Source organism: Gordonia otitidis (assembly GCF_020735545.1).
In the GTDB taxonomy this organism is placed as follows: Bacteria; Actinomycetota; Actinomycetes; order Mycobacteriales; family Mycobacteriaceae; genus Gordonia; species Gordonia otitidis.
Map to the genome: position 1 here is coordinate 3,589,771 of NZ_CP085974.1, position 16,086 is coordinate 3,605,856.

Annotated in this window: 16 protein-coding genes; 7 read left to right on the forward strand and 9 right to left on the reverse strand. The window is 65.7% G+C overall.

From position 1 onward, the window contains the following. Positions 1-20 precede the first annotated feature (20 nt). Positions 21-470 (reverse strand): D-aminoacyl-tRNA deacylase, encoded by a 450-nt coding sequence (gene dtd / locus LK459_RS16340; RefSeq protein ID WP_007237876.1) that lies wholly within the window; start codon positions 468-470, stop codon positions 21-23. A gap of 139 nt (positions 471-609) precedes the next feature. Between dtd and LK459_RS16345 the strand changes: the two genes are divergently transcribed. Continuing rightward, entirely contained in the window at positions 610-1,482 is an 873-nt protein-coding gene (locus LK459_RS16345) for an LLM class F420-dependent oxidoreductase (RefSeq protein ID WP_227919594.1), read from the forward strand. Positions 1,483-1,497: 15 nt separating this feature from the next. Here LK459_RS16345 and LK459_RS16350 read toward each other — a convergent pair whose 3' ends face one another. The 8 genes from LK459_RS16350 to LK459_RS16385 form a co-directional block, all read right to left on the reverse strand. Then, a complete protein-coding gene (locus LK459_RS16350; RefSeq protein WP_227919595.1) occupies positions 1,498-1,893 on the reverse strand; it encodes a phage holin family protein in 396 nt (131 codons plus the stop codon). A gap of 88 nt (positions 1,894-1,981) precedes the next feature. Beyond that, the gene (locus tag LK459_RS16355; RefSeq protein ID WP_227919597.1) at positions 1,982-3,757 is read right to left on the reverse strand and encodes a GMC family oxidoreductase N-terminal domain-containing protein; all 1,776 of its coding nucleotides are present in this window, start codon (positions 3,755-3,757) and stop codon (positions 1,982-1,984) included. After that, positions 3,758-4,627: a twin-arginine translocation signal domain-containing protein gene (locus tag LK459_RS16360; protein ID WP_227919599.1), complete on the reverse strand. Its 870-nt coding sequence runs from the start codon at positions 4,625-4,627 to the stop codon at positions 3,758-3,760. A 97-nt stretch (positions 4,628-4,724) separates the two neighbouring features. After that, the gene (locus LK459_RS16365; RefSeq protein WP_007237871.1) at positions 4,725-5,366 is read right to left on the reverse strand and encodes a TetR/AcrR family transcriptional regulator; all 642 of its coding nucleotides are present in this window, start codon (positions 5,364-5,366) and stop codon (positions 4,725-4,727) included. Then, positions 5,363-7,153 (reverse strand): AMP-binding protein, encoded by a 1,791-nt coding sequence (locus LK459_RS16370; RefSeq protein WP_227919601.1) that lies wholly within the window; start codon positions 7,151-7,153, stop codon positions 5,363-5,365. Before LK459_RS16370 ends, LK459_RS16365 begins: the two co-directional genes overlap by 4 nt. 42 nt (positions 7,154-7,195) lie before the next feature. Beyond that, positions 7,196-10,435: a carboxyl transferase domain-containing protein gene (locus LK459_RS16375; protein ID WP_227919609.1), complete on the reverse strand. Its 3,240-nt coding sequence runs from the start codon at positions 10,433-10,435 to the stop codon at positions 7,196-7,198. Positions 10,436-10,557: 122 nt separating this feature from the next. Next, positions 10,558-10,899 carry an iron chaperone gene (locus LK459_RS16380; protein ID WP_227919610.1) on the reverse strand — a complete coding sequence of 114 codons (342 nt, stop codon included), beginning with the start codon at positions 10,897-10,899 and terminating at the stop codon, positions 10,558-10,560. A 65-nt stretch (positions 10,900-10,964) separates the two neighbouring features. After that, positions 10,965-12,320: an inorganic phosphate transporter gene (locus tag LK459_RS16385; RefSeq protein ID WP_227919611.1), complete on the reverse strand. Its 1,356-nt coding sequence runs from the start codon at positions 12,318-12,320 to the stop codon at positions 10,965-10,967. 430 nt (positions 12,321-12,750) lie between these two features. On the opposite strand from LK459_RS16385, the gene infA reads away from it, so the two are divergent. The 6 genes from infA to LK459_RS16415 all read left to right on the forward strand — a co-directional run bounded on the left by infA (position 12,751) and on the right by LK459_RS16415 (position 16,061). Continuing rightward, a complete protein-coding gene (gene infA, locus LK459_RS16390) occupies positions 12,751-12,972 on the forward strand; it encodes a translation initiation factor IF-1 (protein WP_005170487.1) in 222 nt (73 codons plus the stop codon). Between the two features lie 89 nt (positions 12,973-13,061). After that, the gene (gene rpmJ, locus LK459_RS16395; RefSeq protein ID WP_005207978.1) at positions 13,062-13,175 is read left to right on the forward strand and encodes a 50S ribosomal protein L36; all 114 of its coding nucleotides are present in this window, start codon (positions 13,062-13,064) and stop codon (positions 13,173-13,175) included. Positions 13,176-13,448: 273 nt separating this feature from the next. Further along, entirely contained in the window at positions 13,449-13,817 is a 369-nt protein-coding gene (gene rpsM, locus LK459_RS16400) for a 30S ribosomal protein S13 (RefSeq protein WP_005170495.1), read from the forward strand. Beyond that, entirely contained in the window at positions 13,817-14,224 is a 408-nt protein-coding gene (rpsK, locus tag LK459_RS16405; RefSeq protein WP_007240057.1) for a 30S ribosomal protein S11, read from the forward strand. Before rpsM ends, rpsK begins: the two co-directional genes overlap by 1 nt. Before the next feature lie 23 nt (positions 14,225-14,247). After that, entirely contained in the window at positions 14,248-14,853 is a 606-nt protein-coding gene (rpsD, locus tag LK459_RS16410; protein WP_007240058.1) for a 30S ribosomal protein S4, read from the forward strand. A gap of 155 nt (positions 14,854-15,008) precedes the next feature. Further along, positions 15,009-16,061 (forward strand): DNA-directed RNA polymerase subunit alpha, encoded by a 1,053-nt coding sequence (locus LK459_RS16415; protein ID WP_007240059.1) that lies wholly within the window; start codon positions 15,009-15,011, stop codon positions 16,059-16,061. Positions 16,062-16,086 lie beyond the last annotated feature (25 nt).

Below are 16,086 nucleotides of genomic sequence, written 5' to 3' on the forward strand. Positions count from 1 at the left end.
TGCCGCGCGAGAACGTGGTTTCACACGTCGACGACGAGCGTCACCGGGCCGTCGTTGACCAGCGACACCTCCATGTGCGCTCCGAATCGTCCGGTGGCGACCGTGGCTCCCGCTGCGCGCAGTTCTGCGACCACGGCGTCGACGAGGGGCTCGGCGACCGGCCCGGGTGCGGCGGCGTTCCAGGAGGGCCTTCTGCCCTTGGCGACGTTGGCGTAGAGGGTGAACTGACTGATGACGAGGATCGGGGCGTCGAGATCTGCCGCGGAATCCTCACGCCCGTCCGAGCCGTCGAGGATGCGTAGTCGCCAGATCTTGTCGGCGAGCTTCGCCGCATGCGCAGGGGTGTCGTCGTGGGTGACCCCTACCAGGACGACGAGACCCTGGGCGCCTGCAGCGATGTGGAGTTCGCCGACGGTCTCACCGTCGACACGCACCGAACCGCTGGACACTCGCTGGATCACCGCACGCATTCGACCAGCATCACAGATCGAGAACCGGTGCGACTCGGCGGTGGTACGACCCGGAGTGTCGCCACGACCAAGATGAAGATCTGGTGACGACTTCGACGCCTCGGAATACGAGCGAGCGACGATGAGGTTCGCTGTGAACATGACCGCTTCATCCAACGCAGGGCAATCGAAGGCCGGGCAGTCCAAGGCAGAGCACATCGCGAGGTTCGGCACCTACGGCGCGTGGGGTTGGTTCAAACAGTTCTCGCCCGACGAGGCGCGACAGATCGAGGAACTCGGATACGGGACGATCTGGCTCGGCGGATCACCGGAGAACCTGCACCCCATCCGCACGATCCTCGAGGCGACCGAGAACATCACGGTCGCGACGGGCATCGTCAACATCTGGAACTCAATCCCCTACGTGATCGCCGGGGAGTTCCACGCACTCGAGCGTGACTTCCCCGGACGGTTCTACCTCGGTATCGGCGCGGGACACCCCGAGGCCACGTCGGAGTACACGACCCCGTTCAAGGCCGTCGGCCGCTACCTCGACGCACTCGACGGCAAGCAGGTTCCGCCCAACCGTCGACTGCTCGCGGCACTCGGACCGCGCATGCTGCGTATGTCGGCGGAACGGTCACTGGGTGCGCATCCCTATCTGACGACGCCCGAGCACACCGCGCAGGCGCGCGAGATACTCGGCCCCGACGCCCTGCTCGCACCTGAGCACAAAGTGGTCCTGACCGAAGACGCGCAGGAGGCACGCGCCGTGGGGCGGCCGCCGGTCGACAAGCCCTATCTGCACCTGCGCAACTACACCAACAATCTCAAGCGACTCGGCTACACCGACGAGGACATCGCCGACGGAGGCAGCGACGCGTTGATCGACGACCTCGTCGCGTACGGAACCGCTGCCCAGGTGAAGGCGCGGCTCGACGAGCATCTCGCCGCGGGTGCGAATCACGTGGCGATCCAGGTACTCGGATCGAAGACGCCTGTCGAGCAACTCGCCGCGATCATCACCGCCTGACGCCGCGCTGCGGCACTAGCGAACCGGTTCCTTCAGCACCATCGAGATCAACCAGCTGACGACCGAGATCACCAGTGCGCCGAAGATCGCGGCCCAGAAGAAGCTGTCGACCTGAAGTCCCCAGTGCGTGGTGTTGTGGGTGATCCACGACGTGATCTCGAGCATGAACGCGTTGATGACGATGTGGATGAGGCCGAGGGTCAGGATGTAGAGCGGAATGGAGAACAGCTGCACGATCGGCTTGATGAAGGCGTTCACCACACCGAAGATCAGCGCAACGAGCACGACGATCCCGAACTTCTCCCATCCCGACGCGGAGTCGGGGAACTGGAAACTCAGGCCCGGCACGATCAAGGTCGCGATCCACAGCGCGACGCCCGAAAGCGCCGACTGGAGCAGAAATGCACGCATGTCCAAGATCTTGCCAAAGACCGCCGAGCTGTGGTGGCGGCCCGGCGGATTGTCCCGTGGGCAACCCCGGGTGCTCGTGGTCGGGGTGTCAGAGTCCCAACTCGACCATGCGTCGCGTGATCCGGTCGTCGGTGGTGACGACGGGCGCGGAAGTGCGTACCCATGGATCACCGCCGAAGTACCTCGCCATGATCTTCTCGGCGCACCGGGTCGCCACTGCTTGGGTCGTGAGAGTCGGATTGGGGCCACCGAGCGAATTCGCGAGAACAGAGTTGTCGGCGATGTAGAGGCGGTCGACGAACCGGGCTTCGCAGGTGTCGCGAGCCACGGAATTCCGTGCAGAGATCCCCATCCTCATCGATGAGTGCACGTGCAGCAGCAGTGGCGCCCAATCCATGCGGTAGATCGTGTGGGCACCGGCCTTGCGTAGCAGGCGGGCCGCTGTTGCGGCGACGTGTTCGCGATTGCGCCGCGTCGGCGCCGACCGCTTCCGGATGTCGATGTCGATCTTGGCTACCGCGCCGTTGGAGTCGGCAGGGAAAGCCGAAGGGACGATGCGACATTCGGGTTCCACATGATCGTCGGTGATGCACAGGACGTTCAGCATGCGGTCGATCCCGTGCGCCATGAATTCCCGGAGTTCGTCACCGGCCAGACGGCCGGTCGGACCGTCCCATGGACCGCGCATCCCGCGCCCGTTGGTGTACTTCCCGCGAATACCGCTGTTGGACAGACTCATCGTGAACGCCTGGATACCAGGTGTCACCCCGGAGTTCTCCAAACACCCGTAGCCGGGGAGTTCGACGCGCGCGCAGGAGTTCCCGCCACGCGTGTTGCCCGTGTCCTCGTCGAACAACCCCACCACCCAGTCGAACCAGTGATCGGTGTGCCCTCTGCCCACCCAGTCGTTCGGATTGGGCAACCCGCTGTTGAACCAGAGTCGGGGCGTCTCGGTGGCTCCGGCCGCCAACACGACCACGCGTGCGTCCTCACGGAACCGCTCTCCCGAATTGTTGTCGCGCCACGAAACACCAGAGGCCCGTACTCCGTTCCCCGATCGCGCGGTGTGTACCTGAGTCACGAACGAATCCGCGCGCAGTTCCACCGCGCGGCCGCCCGTGCGCACACGGTCGGCTGCCAGTCCCAGCGGCACATAGCTGTTGTCCGTCGAGCGTCTGGCCAACTGGTTGCGCGGCGCGTGCAACGGGAGGTAGCAGCCCTGGAAGCAGTGCCCACAGAATGTGCACCCGGTTGCTTGCGGGTACGTGAGCAACGATTTCTCCGACGTCCTGCCGGCATTGCCGCCGGGGTGCAGAATGCAGTTGGGCTGCGGTCGATAGGCGGCGCCGGTGGTGTCCCTACCACGCTGAAGGGGCAGACCCAGCCCTTCGCAGCCGCGGAAGAACAACGCTTCCTTGGTGCCCATCGGTGCGGGTTTCACCGGGAGGGTCTCCTCCACCCACTCGAGATAGGGCACCAGTTCCGAATAGGTGAACGGGAAGCGATGTGCGGTGTCGTACTCAGAACGATCTGGTCCGTCATACCCGCTGAACACGCCCTTGTAGGGACGCGGTGAATTGCCGAAGAAGTGCTGCGTGGTACCGCCGACCCCGGCCAGTTCCCAGACGAAGCTGTTCTGCGCCCACTCACGAAACCAGCCGGGCTTGCGACGGTCTCCCGGCCCGAAACGGAGGAATCCCGCAGTCGGGTCGTTCGCGTCGAACTCGAGATGCGACCACTGTGTGGCCGGATTCCCCTGGCGGGGACCGCCTTCGAGGAGCAACACATCAAGGCCCTGCATCGCGAGTTCTGCGGCGACAACAGGGCCGCCACCTCCGGCTCCGACGACGATGACATCACGCACTCAGAATTCCTCCATACCACGGTAGTAGCCGCGAAACTCGTCGTGGCCGTCGACGATTCCATGAGGCCGGTAATCAGTGATGTCCCAGGCTGCCGGCCGCCGTCGTAGGCGCCGTGTCGCCACGTCGTAGAGTCGGTGTTCGCTCCAGACCGTGAATGCCGCGCCGTCGAGCAGAATCCCGCCCACGAATCGCAGAAGCCCCGATCCGGAACCTCGGAGTGGTTGGGGCAGAGCGGAATCGAACACTGCCAGCAGATCGGCGGCGGGTTGCTCGATCAGCTCGAACGCTCGACACTTGGTGTCGAAATCCGCGTTGGCGAAGGGGGAGGCGAAGGGGCCGGCGCCGAACCGGCTTCCTGCCAACACCGCCGACACGTTCAGTACGAGGCCGGCGGCCAGCGACAGCGGGAACGTGCGGTCGTTGTCGCCGACGCCGAGGGCGCGGTCGATCGCCCGCGCTGTCGCGGGTTCGGGTAACTGTGCCGCCGGAACCGAGAGATCGGCCAGGGTGGTCGACAACGCGACCGCGATCGGGCGCACGAGGGCGTCGCTCTGCGGCAGGAAGCGGTCGATGAGAGCGATGAATTGGACTGCGCCGTCGTCGGATACGGCCCCGGGACCACGTGCGGTGACGCGTTGGGCGCGGGAGTAGGCGTCGTCGCCAGGCATGACCATCGCCGCGACGCCGGTGAGCGCCTCGTGCGAAGCGCGCCGTACGGAGTCGAAGATCTGCTGCACCGGCGACGGCAACGGCGGGTAGCCGCCGAGCGGCTCCGCATGCGCCGGATCGGCCTGCGCGATCGCGGCGACGATCGCGGCGAGTCCCGTCGCGTGAAGGAATCCCCGACGAGTGACAGTGGCTGGGGTCACAGTGGCGACGGTACGTGACGGAGACCAGCTTGCATGGAACCATCAAGTCCCCCGGGCGTGTTGTGTCGGTGATCCTGTGGGGACGGCGTGCCGCCGACTACCTGCCGTCGGTCGGCTCGGGTTGTTCGATTCCCAGCAGCCGTAGGTACATCGCGTTCAATGACGTCACGGCACTCTCGAACTCGTCGGGATCGGTGATCCGTCGTCGAGCGAATCGCTCGAACATGCCGAGAACGGCTTCCGCGATCGACTCCGCATCGGCGGCGGGATGTGCGTCGCCCTGCTCGGCGAGGCGACGCACATAGCGGATCACCCGTCGTCGTGGACGTTCCTGGATCTCGCGCCAGATCTCGGCGATCGTCTCGTCGGCGAGCGCCTGGTGTTCGATGACCGTCATGAGGTCGAGGTGCCGCGCGTACGCGGTCAGGAACGCGGCCGACGACGCACGACCGAGTTCCACCGGGTCGCTCTCGTCGACGTCGGGGATTTCGTGCGCCGCCAGGAAGTCATCGCGGACACTGCCCGCGACGGAGACGAAGACGTCGGATCTCGAGGTGAAGTACAGGTAGAACGACGCTCGCGACACACCCGCGGCGTCCGTAATGTCGGCGATCGTCGTGTGCGCGTACCCGCGAGAGGCGAAAACGTCTGCGGCACTTGACAACAGGTCGGTTCTGGTCGAGTGCTCCCGGCCCTCGCGGTCGCTGCGTGCCCGCGCCCACGCGGCCTGCCCGGTCACGGCGAGACCGTCGGACGCTGACCGGTCCGGCCGTCCGTGGCGGCGGACGACTCGGCGACGATCTGCGCGCGCAGTCGGTACTTCTCGATCTTGTTCGTCGCCGTGCGGGGCAGATCGTCCACGATGCGAACGATACGCGGCCGCATGTACTTGGGCATCACCTCGTCGGCGTAGGCATGCACGTCCTCGACGCCGATGCCCGAGCCGTCGGCCGGGACCACGAATACCACGACGTCGTCCTCGTCTCCATTGGCGGCGGGTACGGCGAAGGCGGCACACAAGGCAACGGCGGGATGCTGATTGAGGAGGTCCTCCACCTGATAGGACGAGAGGTTCTCACCCCTGACCCGGATTCTGTCGCCGAGGCGGTCGACGAAGTACAGGTTACCGTCGGCTCCGCGAACCGCGGCGTCGCCGGTGTGGAGCCACAGATTACGCCACGCGTCGACGGTCGCTTCGGGCTTGCCGTGATATTCGCGCATCACCAGCCCGGGCAGACGTGGGCGCAGCGCGAGCTGCCCCGGTTCCTCGATCCCACAGTCGGCGTCGTGCTCGTCGAGAATGGTGACCTCGCAGAACGGGCCGGGGGTGCCGATGAATCCCTTGCGCGTGACGTCTTTACCGGGGAGGAGTCGGATGCCCAGTTCCTCAGCGCGTTTCGTGATGCCGGCATGATCGAGGCCACGGTAGAGCTCGTCGGGTGTGCCCGCACCTGGTTCGGTCTCCATGAGGAAAGCGCTGACCGGCGCGCCTGATTCGGTCTGTCCGAAGCCCGCCATGACGACGTCGAATCCGAAGCGCGTCGCGATGTCGGAGTGGTGGCTGGGCAGCGGCTGGAGGTACACCTTGTTCAGCGTGTTGGCGCGGTCGTCGGAGCGCGGTTCGGCGTTCATCAGCCACGGGATCATCACGTCGAGGAGAATCGCGGTCGTCGCACCGGAGGTGTCGATCCGACGCCAGAAGTCGCTGGGGCTGAACCTATCCCAGACGGCGACCGCGCATCCGACCCAGGCCGCACGGGCGACGTTGGCGATGGCACCACCGACGTGATACATGGGAAGGTCGTTGTAGACGACGTCGTCGGGGGTCAGGAGTGCCCGCAGGCCGTAGGTGTACTGAGCCATCCATCGGTACGGTTGGACAACCCCTTTCGCAGGACCTGTCGTCCCGGACGTGTACACGATGTTGGCCGGGTCGTCGAAGGAGACGGTGACGTCGGGTCGCGCTGCCGGCGCGATGAGCTCGGCCCAGTCGAGACGATCGAAACGCGGGTGCACGTCGACGATCTCGGGCACGTGATCATGTGCTCCCGGCGGGGGAGAGTAGACGACGACCCGAGGGACCGTGTCCAGGGAGTCGGCGATGTCGTTGACCACCGACACGTGTGCTGCGTCGGTGACCAGCAATGCCGGTGCCGTGTCGTCGAGTTGGTAGGCCAGCAGTCTGCCTACGTAGGAGAAGTTGATCGGACAGTAGACGGCGCCCGCCTTCCAGATCGAGAACATCAACACCGTCGCCAGGTAGGAGTTGGTGGTGAGCACGCTGACGCGCGCACCTTCACCGACGCCTGCGCGCGCGAGGTTCCCGGCCACGGTGTCGGTCAGGGAGCCGAACTCGCGGTAGGTCAGCGAGACCGAATCCTCTCCGTAGTAGAGGAAACGCGCGTCGGGACGCGCTGCGGCCCAGTGGTCGAGTCGTTCGGTGATCAATTCGCCGTCGGCGGTGAGGAGCCGGAGCAGCGCTGCTGCGTCGAATGCTGTGTGGGTAGCGGATTCCGGGATCGACATGGGGTCTCCAGGTGGGTGTGCGGTGAGAGGGTTTCGAAGTGGTCAGGGTCGGGTGCCGAAGCACGGGCGACCGAGCAGGGTCGGAACAATGCGATAGGCGTCGTGAACCCAGTCGCACAGCAGGCTTCTGGTGTCGCGGGGATCGATGATGTCGGCGACGCCGAACCGCTCGGCCGTCCGGAAGGGTGACGTCAACGCCGAGAACGTCTCACGGATGCGTTCGGCTTCGGCGGCGGGATCGTCGGCGGCCTCGATCTGCGCGCCGAAGGCGGCCTCGACGCCGCCCTGCATCGGCAACGAGCCCCAGTCGCCCGACGGCCAGGCCCATGTGCGTTGTGCCCGATGGCGATTCACTATCCCGGCACCGCCGACGCCGTAGACGCGTCGGAGGATCATCTCGGCCTGCGGTACCCGTGCCTGGTAGATCGCGCTGATCGCACGCGCGCCATGTCGGATCGTCGCCCTGCGTTCCGCGGCCGTCCCGATCGTCATGCCCGCCTGGTCGGTGAGGCTGACGACGGGCAGATGGAAGGTCTCGCAGAGGTCGACGAGGCGGGTGATGGCCAGTGCGCCGGATGCCGACATCGTGGCGCCCATGGCGGGGTCGGCAGCGACGACGCCGACGGGGTGGCCGTCGAGTCGGGCGAGCGCGGTGAGCGTGCCACCTCCGTAGTCGGCGTAGCGGAACACCGATCCGGTGTCGAAGACCGCGTCGAGAATCGGCGAGATCTCGTACGGGCGGCGCTGATTTCGGGGGATCGCGTTCAGTAGAGACTCGTCGCGGCGGCCGATCGGATCGTCGCAGTCGATGATCGGAGGGACCTCGAAGACGCTGGTCGGCAGGTAGGACAGGAACGACCGGATCACCTCGAAGGCTTCGGCCTCGCTCGCGACGATACGTTCGACCGAACCGTTGTCGCGGTGGATCTCCGGGCCGCCCAGCTCATCCTTGGTGAGGTCTTCGCCGGTCGCGCTGCGTACGACGGGTGGACCGGCTGTGAACAGTTGCCCGACACCGTCGACAAGCACCGACAGATGCGACATCACCAGTCGCGCAGCGCCGAGGCCGACGGTGGGGCCGAGTGCCGCCGCGGCGACCGGGACCAGGGACATGTTGTCCACCACGGCATCCCAGCCCGGATTGATGGGGACGTAGGTGTAACCGGCGTCGAGCACCATCTTGATGCTTCCGCCGCCACTCTGCCCGTCGAGCAGGCGGACCATCGGTAGTCGCATCTCGTTCGCGTACCGCTCGAGATAGATCTGCTTCTCGTGGATCGCCGCGTCGCCGGCACCTCCGCGGACGGTGAAGTCGTCGACGCCGAGTGCGACCTTGCGACCGTCGACCTGCGTCGTCCCCGCCAAGAAGTTGGTGGGCGAGACGGACACGGTCTGCTGATGGGCGTCGAGTGTCGGAAAGCCCGACAGCGCGCCGATCTCGACGAACGAGCCGCTGTCGCCGAATGTTTCGATGCGTTCACGAGCGGTGAGTCGTCCGGAATCATGCTGGCGTGCGATCTTTTTCGGCCCACCCATGGCGAGCGCGAATTGCCTGCGTCGTTCGATCTCCTCGACCTCTGGCGACCAGTCGGACTGCTCGTTCCGATCCGCGGCCGGTGTCGCCACCGGTGCAGTCGCGGGCTCGACGACGAGCAGCGGTGCCTCCGCTTCGACGACGGTGCCGGGGGAGACGAGGACATTCGTGACGTGGACGTCGGCGTCGACGCGGACCACATGTTCCATCTTCATGGCCTCGATGACGACGACACCGGTCGCGCCGGGTATCTCGGCACCGACGTCCACCGACGTCGAGACGACCACTCCCGCCATCGGCGCGCGGACGACCAGCGCGCCCTCGGGGATATCGAGATCTGCTGCCGGCGAGGAGGATTCAGGACGTGCGACCACGGTGTCCGAGGGCTCTGGGGCCCGATGGCGCGCGAAGTCGTCGAGACGGGCGGGTAGGAACGAGGTGTCGAAGTCGCCGGCGACGAAGGCGGGGTCGGTCACCACTGCGTGCAGCAGGGCACGGTTGGTCGCCACCGGGCTGGTGTCGACCTCGGTGAGGGCCGACGCCGCTCGTCGTGCCGCAGCGGCGAACGAGGAGCCGGTGGTGATCACCTTGGCCAGAAGGGAATCGAAGCAGGGACTCACGGTCGTGCCCGCGCAGGAACCGGTGTCGACGCGGACGCCAGGGCCCGTCGGCATGTCGAATCGGGTCATCGTGCCTGCGGTGGAACGGGGTTCGCCGTTCTCGTCGAGGGTCTCGGCGTTCAGACGGCACTGGATGGCGAATCCGCGCGGCGCGGGGCGGTCGGAGAGTCCGACATCGGCGAGGGAGTTGCCGCCCGCGAGTCGGATCTCGGTGGTGACCAAGTCGACGCCGGTGATCTCCTCGGTCACCGTGTGCTCGACCTGCAGACGCGGATTGGCCTCCATGAAGTAGAAGTCCCTGCCGGACAACAAGAATTCGACCGTGCCGACGGTGACGTAGTCGGCCGCACGCGCGAGGGCGACGGCGGCGTCGAGAATCTGCGAACGGACGTGTGCGTCGAGTCCCGGACTCGGAGCGACCTCGACGACCTTCTGGTGGCGACGCTGGATACTGCAGTCGCGTTCCCACAGGTGGGTGATCGCGCCGTGCTGGTCGGCGACGATCTGCACCTCGATGTGGCGTGGGCGGTCGACGAGTTTCTCGACGAACAGTGTGTCGTCACCGAAGGCAGCGACGGCCTCGGACGCACAGCGGGTGTAGGCGTCCGCCAACTCGTCGGAACGCCAGACCTCACGCATCCCGCGTCCTCCGCCGCCTGCCGCGGCCTTGACCATGAGTGGCCCGTGTTCGTCGAAGAACGCGCGTGCATCGTCGAGTGTCGCGGGTCCCGAGGTGCCGGGTACGACGGGCACTCCCGCCTTCTCGGCCAACGCACGGGCGGCGGTCTTATCGCCGAGCGCGTCGAGCGTCTCGGGTGACGGGCCGATGAACACGATGCCCGCGTCGGTGACGGCGCGGGCGAACGCGGCGTTCTCGCTCAGGAATCCGTATCCCGGATGCACCATCGAGGCGTCGGCGCTGCGGGCCGCGTCGATCATGGCTGTGGCGTCGAGATAGGCGGCCGGACCGCTGCCGGGTAGTGCACGTGCGACGTCGGCGAGACCGACATGCATCGCATCGGCGTCGTCGGCGGAGTAGACGGCGATGGCCGTGTCCCCGAGTTCGTGAACGGCACGAACGATCCGTACTGCGATCTCACCGCGGTTGGCCACCAGAATTCGCGCCATGAGCTCCCACCTGTCTCTGCGTCACCGATCTGCTGACACTGACGTCAGTGTCAGAGTGATGACTGCGAATGTACACCGATAGTGTGTCCCAGGACACGTGGGCGGCTGGCACCGCGCAGAGGTCAGTCGATCTGGTCGCGTCGAGCGGTCACCAGAGTGCGGATGGCGTCGTCGGAAGGAGGGTTCGACGGCTGGAACCGGATGGTGCCCTTGTCGATGTCGAATCCGTCGAACGCGGGCGTCGCTGCCGACACCGCATCGGCGCTGAACGGATAGATGCCGATGTGCTTCTTCGCGCGCATCACCGAAAGCAGTGGTTTGCCGCGATAGACCAGCGCGGGCATCCCATAACCCGTGCCCTGCTCGGTGTCTGAGACGGTCGCGCGCGCCGTCGAATAGATGTGGTCGATGACAGCTCGGTCATCGTCGTCGAGATCGGCCAGATAGTCGTCGATGGTGCCCATGTCTCAGCGTGGCACAGTACCTATGCGGCACAGACGCGATCTGCGCTTCCAGTGCCGCCGGGGCCTCACCACGACATCTCGGGAACCTGGTCGGCGGTCACCTTGTCGAGGTCGTCGAGAGCCTTCTTCCTTGCGTTGTCGTCGTCGGTGTTCGCCGCGGTGTCATCGACCGCGGCCGCGTCGTCGGAGGAGTTCCGGGCTGGTTCACGATGTCCGGCGTGACCGTGGTGCGGTTTCCGCTTCGGCCTGCCACTGGGAATGATCGAGCCCGCTCCGGCGAGCATGGGGAACTCCTCCTCGGCCTGCTTGTCCAGATCCGCTTCGACGTCGGCGGCCTTCGGCGCCGCGCGCAGCGACTTCCAGAGCAGCACGAGCAGACCCGTGATCAGCACACTCAACACGATCGTCGACGCTGCGATGTTGGGAAGTTGGGTCAGGCCGTAGACCAGTGCCGCCACCATCGCCGCCGCGGGCATCGTGACCACCCAGGCCACCGCCATCTTGCGGAACACCGCCCAGTTGACGGTGCTGTTGCGGTTGGTGGTGCCCACTCCCGCGACCGAACCGGCAACCGTGTGGGTCGTCGAGACGGGTGCGCCGAGAGCCGTCGACCCGAACAGTGCGATCGCCGCACCCGTCTCGGCGCAGAATCCGCTCACGGGACGCAGCCGGGTGATGCCGCTGCCCATGGTGCGAACGATGCGCCAACCGCCCGACAGCGTGCCGAGTGCGATGAACAGATAGCAGCCGAGGGCCACCCAGTCGGGTACCGGGAGTGACGAGCCGGCCTTGGTGAGGTGGCCGGTCGCGACGAGGAGTCCGGCGACGACACCCATGGTCTTCTGGGCGTCGTTGCCGCCGTGGGCGAGCGAGATGGCGCCCGACGACGCGAGCTGGAACCAGCGGAAGAGTTTTTCCGTGCGCAGGACGGGCGCGCGGAAGAGCACTGCGCGCAGGATCAGCATGAGTGTCCCGCCGAGCAGCAGACCCGCCAATGGCGAGATCACGATGAATGCCGCGGTCTTCTCGACGCTCGACGCCTTGATCGCGTCGATGCCGCCCTTGACCAGCGCCGCGCCGACCAGTCCACCGATGAGCGCGTGCGACGACGACGTCGGGATGCCGAAGTGCCACGACAGGAAGTTCCAGATGACGGCCGCGAGCAGTGCGGCAAAGACCACGGCGACGCTGTAGTACTGCGACTTGACCGTCTCGCCGACTGTGTCGGCGACCGCGGTGCCGATCAGGAAGAAGGCCAGGAAGTTCCAACTCGCCGCCCAGAGGACCGCGACCTTGGGCCTGAGCACGTGCGTCGCGACCACAGTGGCAATCGAGTTGGCGGAGTCGTGGAAGCCGTTGGTGAAGTCGAACAGCGCCGCGAGCGCGATGATGCCGACGACTGACAGTGTTGTGAGGTCCACGAATCCAGAGTGGGCGTCCCCTGAACGCGATGCCGCCGGTATCCGGTGCGGTGAGAAAGCCTTCGAGCAGAGTTCACCGGATGGTCATTCTCGCGGGGCAAATGTCCGGTTCGTATCGCGGTCGTGATCGCCACTGCACGCTTCGGAATCCGTCGCGAGTCGGGGTGGGCCAGAGGGTCGACGGCACGGGTTTGGACTGTTCGTGCAGTTCGCGTAGGATTGAACGTCGGTGCGCTTGTCGTGCCGGCATGCGCATGCCATCCACTCGATGGGCGTGGCCGGAGACATCGTGACCAGGCCCCGCTCGCAAGGCGGGTGCCAACACACTAACGGATAAACACTGATTCAACCGGGCGGTGGGGTGAATCGTTCGTCGACCAGGCCTGTGGCCGGCGAACGGATCGCGACACCGCCGAGGATCGCGGAGGACATGGCGAAGAAAGACGGGGCCATCGAGGTCGAGGGACGGGTCATCGAACCCCTGCCCAATGCGATGTTTCGCATTGAGCTGGAGAACGGTCACAAGGTTCTCGCCCACATCAGCGGCAAGATGCGGCAGCACTACATCCGCATCCTGCCCGAGGACCGGGTCGTCGTGGAACTCTCGCCGTACGACCTCGGTCGCGGGCGCATCGTTTACCGATACAAGTAAGACTTCCCGGCCGAGACCGGTCCGGGACAACCCACTCGTGCGGTGTGGCCATCTGGTCGTGCCCACGGGCGACAACAGGAGAGATTGACGTGAAGGTTCAGCCGAGCGTCAAGCCGATCTGTGAAAAGTGCAAAGTGATCCGCCGCAACGGCCGGGTCATGGTGATCTGCGAGAACCTGCGCCACAAGCAGCGTCAGGGCTGATCACACCCGAGGTCGCAGACCGCGGGGCACCCCCACCAGATCGCTTGGTGACACACACAACTGAATATGCACACCAGAGCTGAGCAGAATTTGTGAAGCCCTCCCAGCACCAGCGGCGACAGACGCGTCACCGCCCACCTCCGGACTGTGTCATGCGGGACACCGCAGACACCGCGAAGCGAGTGCAACTCACTTCGTGCAGAGGCCGGGGCCTCTCGCAGAGTAGGGGACGGACTGGGAGAAGACCTCTGAAAAGTAAAGGAAATCCGCCACATGGCACGTGTTGCTGGTGTCGATCTTCCCCGCGAGAAGCGGCTGGAGATCGCACTGACCTACATCTACGGAGTTGGCCGTACCACCTCCAAGGAGATCCTTGCGGGCACCGGGCTCAGCCCCGATCTGCGCGCCAAGGACCTCACCGACGCAGACGTCGCAAAGCTGCGCGAGTACATCGAAGCCTCGGTGAAGGTCGAGGGTGATCTGCGCCGCGAGGTGCAGGCCGATATCCGTCGCAAGATCGAAATCGGCTGCTACCAGGGACTGCGCCACCGTCGTGGCCTGCCCGTTCGTGGACAGCGCACCAAGACCAATGCCCGCACTCGTAAGGGCCCGAAGAAGACCATCGCCGGGAAGAAGAAGTAATGCCTCCGAAGTCACGTAGCGCAGGCCCCAAGAAGGGCACCCGCCGTCGCGATAAGAAGAACGTCCCGCACGGCAACGCACACATCAAGTCGACGTTCAACAACACCATCGTGTCGATCACCGACCCCAACGGCAATGTCATCAGCTGGGCATCGTCGGGTCACGTCGGCTTCAAGGGCTCGCGCAAGAGCACCCCGTTCGCGGCTCAGCTCGCGGCCGAGAACGCTGCGCGCAAGGCCCAGGAGCACGGCGTCAAGAAGGTCGACGTGTTCGTCAAGGGACCGGGGTCGGGTCGCGAGACCGCCATCCGGTCGCTGCAGGCAGCCGGCCTCGAAGTCGGCACCATTTCCGATGTCACCCCGCAGCCGCACAACGGTTGCCGTCCGCCCAAGCGGCGTCGGGTCTAGCGGGAAAGGGAGGAAGAGAAAACATGGCTCGTTATACCGGCCCCGCAACAAAGAAGTCCCGTCGTCTGCGCGTCGACCTCATCGGAGGAGACCAGGCGTTCGAGCGTCGCCCCTACCCGCCCGGCCAGCACGGCCGCTCGCGGATCAAGGAGAGCGAATACCTGCAGCAGCTGCAGGAGAAGCAGAAGGCACGCTTCACCTACGGAGTGATGGAAAAGCAGTTCCGTCGCTACTACGAGGAAGCCAATCGTCGTAACGGCAAGACCGGCGACGAGCTGCTGCGCATCCTGGAGACCCGCCTCGACAACGTCGTGTACCGCGCCGGTCTGGCACGTACCCGTCGTCAGGCACGTCAGCTGGTGACCCACGGCCACTTCACCGTCAACGGTGTCCGCGTGGACGTCCCCAGCTACCGCGTCAGCCAGTACGACATCATCGACGTCCGTCCGAAGTCGCTGCAGACCACCCCGTTCCAGATCGCCAAGGAGCTCGTCGGCGATCGTCCGGTTCCGGGCTGGCTGCAGGTGGTTCCGTCGACGCTGCGCATCCTCGTGCACAACGTGCCCGAGCGCGCGCAGATCGAGGTTCCGCTGCAGGAACAGCTCATCGTCGAGTTCTACTCGAAGTAGCGCACGGGGGCTTGTGCCCCTGCGTACCCCCGACGGGACCCGCGTGGTTGCGATCGGGGGGGGGCGCGCGAAATCCAGAAGCCAAGCAGCACAGAGGCTGTTCGGTCCACTTCTAGGCCGTCATATAGCGGTCGGCCACAGGGAGAAATCAAGAAATGCTCATCTCACAGCGACCCACCCTCACCGAGGAGATCATCGCCGACGACCGGTCGAAGTTCGTCATCGAACCGCTCGAACCCGGCTTCGGTTACACCCTCGGTAACTCGCTGCGTCGTACCCTGCTCAGCTCGATCCCGGGTGCTGCGATCACCAGCATCCGCATCGACGGGGTGCTGCACGAGTTCACCACCGTCCCGGGTGTCAAGGAAGACGTCACCGACATCATCCTGAACCTCAAGGGCCTCGTGGTGAGCTCCGAAGAGGACGAGCCCGTCACCATGTACGTGCGTAAGCAGGGTCCGGGCACCGTGACCGGTGCCGACATCGTGCCGCCCGCAGGCGTCACGGTGCACAACCCGGATCTGCACATCGCCACCCTCAACGACAAGGGCAAGCTCGAGATCGAGCTCGTCGTCGAGCGGGGTCGTGGGTACGTGCCGGCCGTGCAGAACAAGGCGTCGGGCGCCGAGATCGGCCGCATCCCGGTCGACTCGATCTACTCGCCGGTGCTGAAGGTCACCTACAAGGTGGAGGCCACCCGTGTCGAGCAGCGCACCGACTTCGATCGTCTGGTGCTCGACGTCGAGACCAAGAACTCGATCAGCGCACGCGACGCCCTGGCGTCGGCGGGCAAGACCCTGGTCGAGCTGTTCGGTCTCGCTCGCGAGCTCAACGTCGAGGCCGAGGGCATCGAGATCGGGCCGTCGCCTGCGGAGGCTGACCACATCGCGTCGTTCAGCCTGCCGATCGAGGATCTCGATCTGACCGTGCGTTCCTACAACTGCCTCAAGCGCGAGGGTGTGCACACCGTCGGCGAGCTGGTTGCGCGTACCGAGTCGGATCTGCTCGACATCCGCAACTTCGGTCAGAAGTCGATCGACGAGGTGAAGGTCAAGCTGCACGCTCTGGGTCTGTCGCTCAAGGACAGCCCGGCCAGCTTCGATCCGTCGCAGGTCGCCGGTTACGACCCGGCTACCGGTACGTGGTCGGATGACGCGTCGTTCGACGCCGACTCCGGTGAGGATTTCGCGGAGACCGAGCAGCTCTAGTCGCTGCGACTGCCAAACCCCTGAC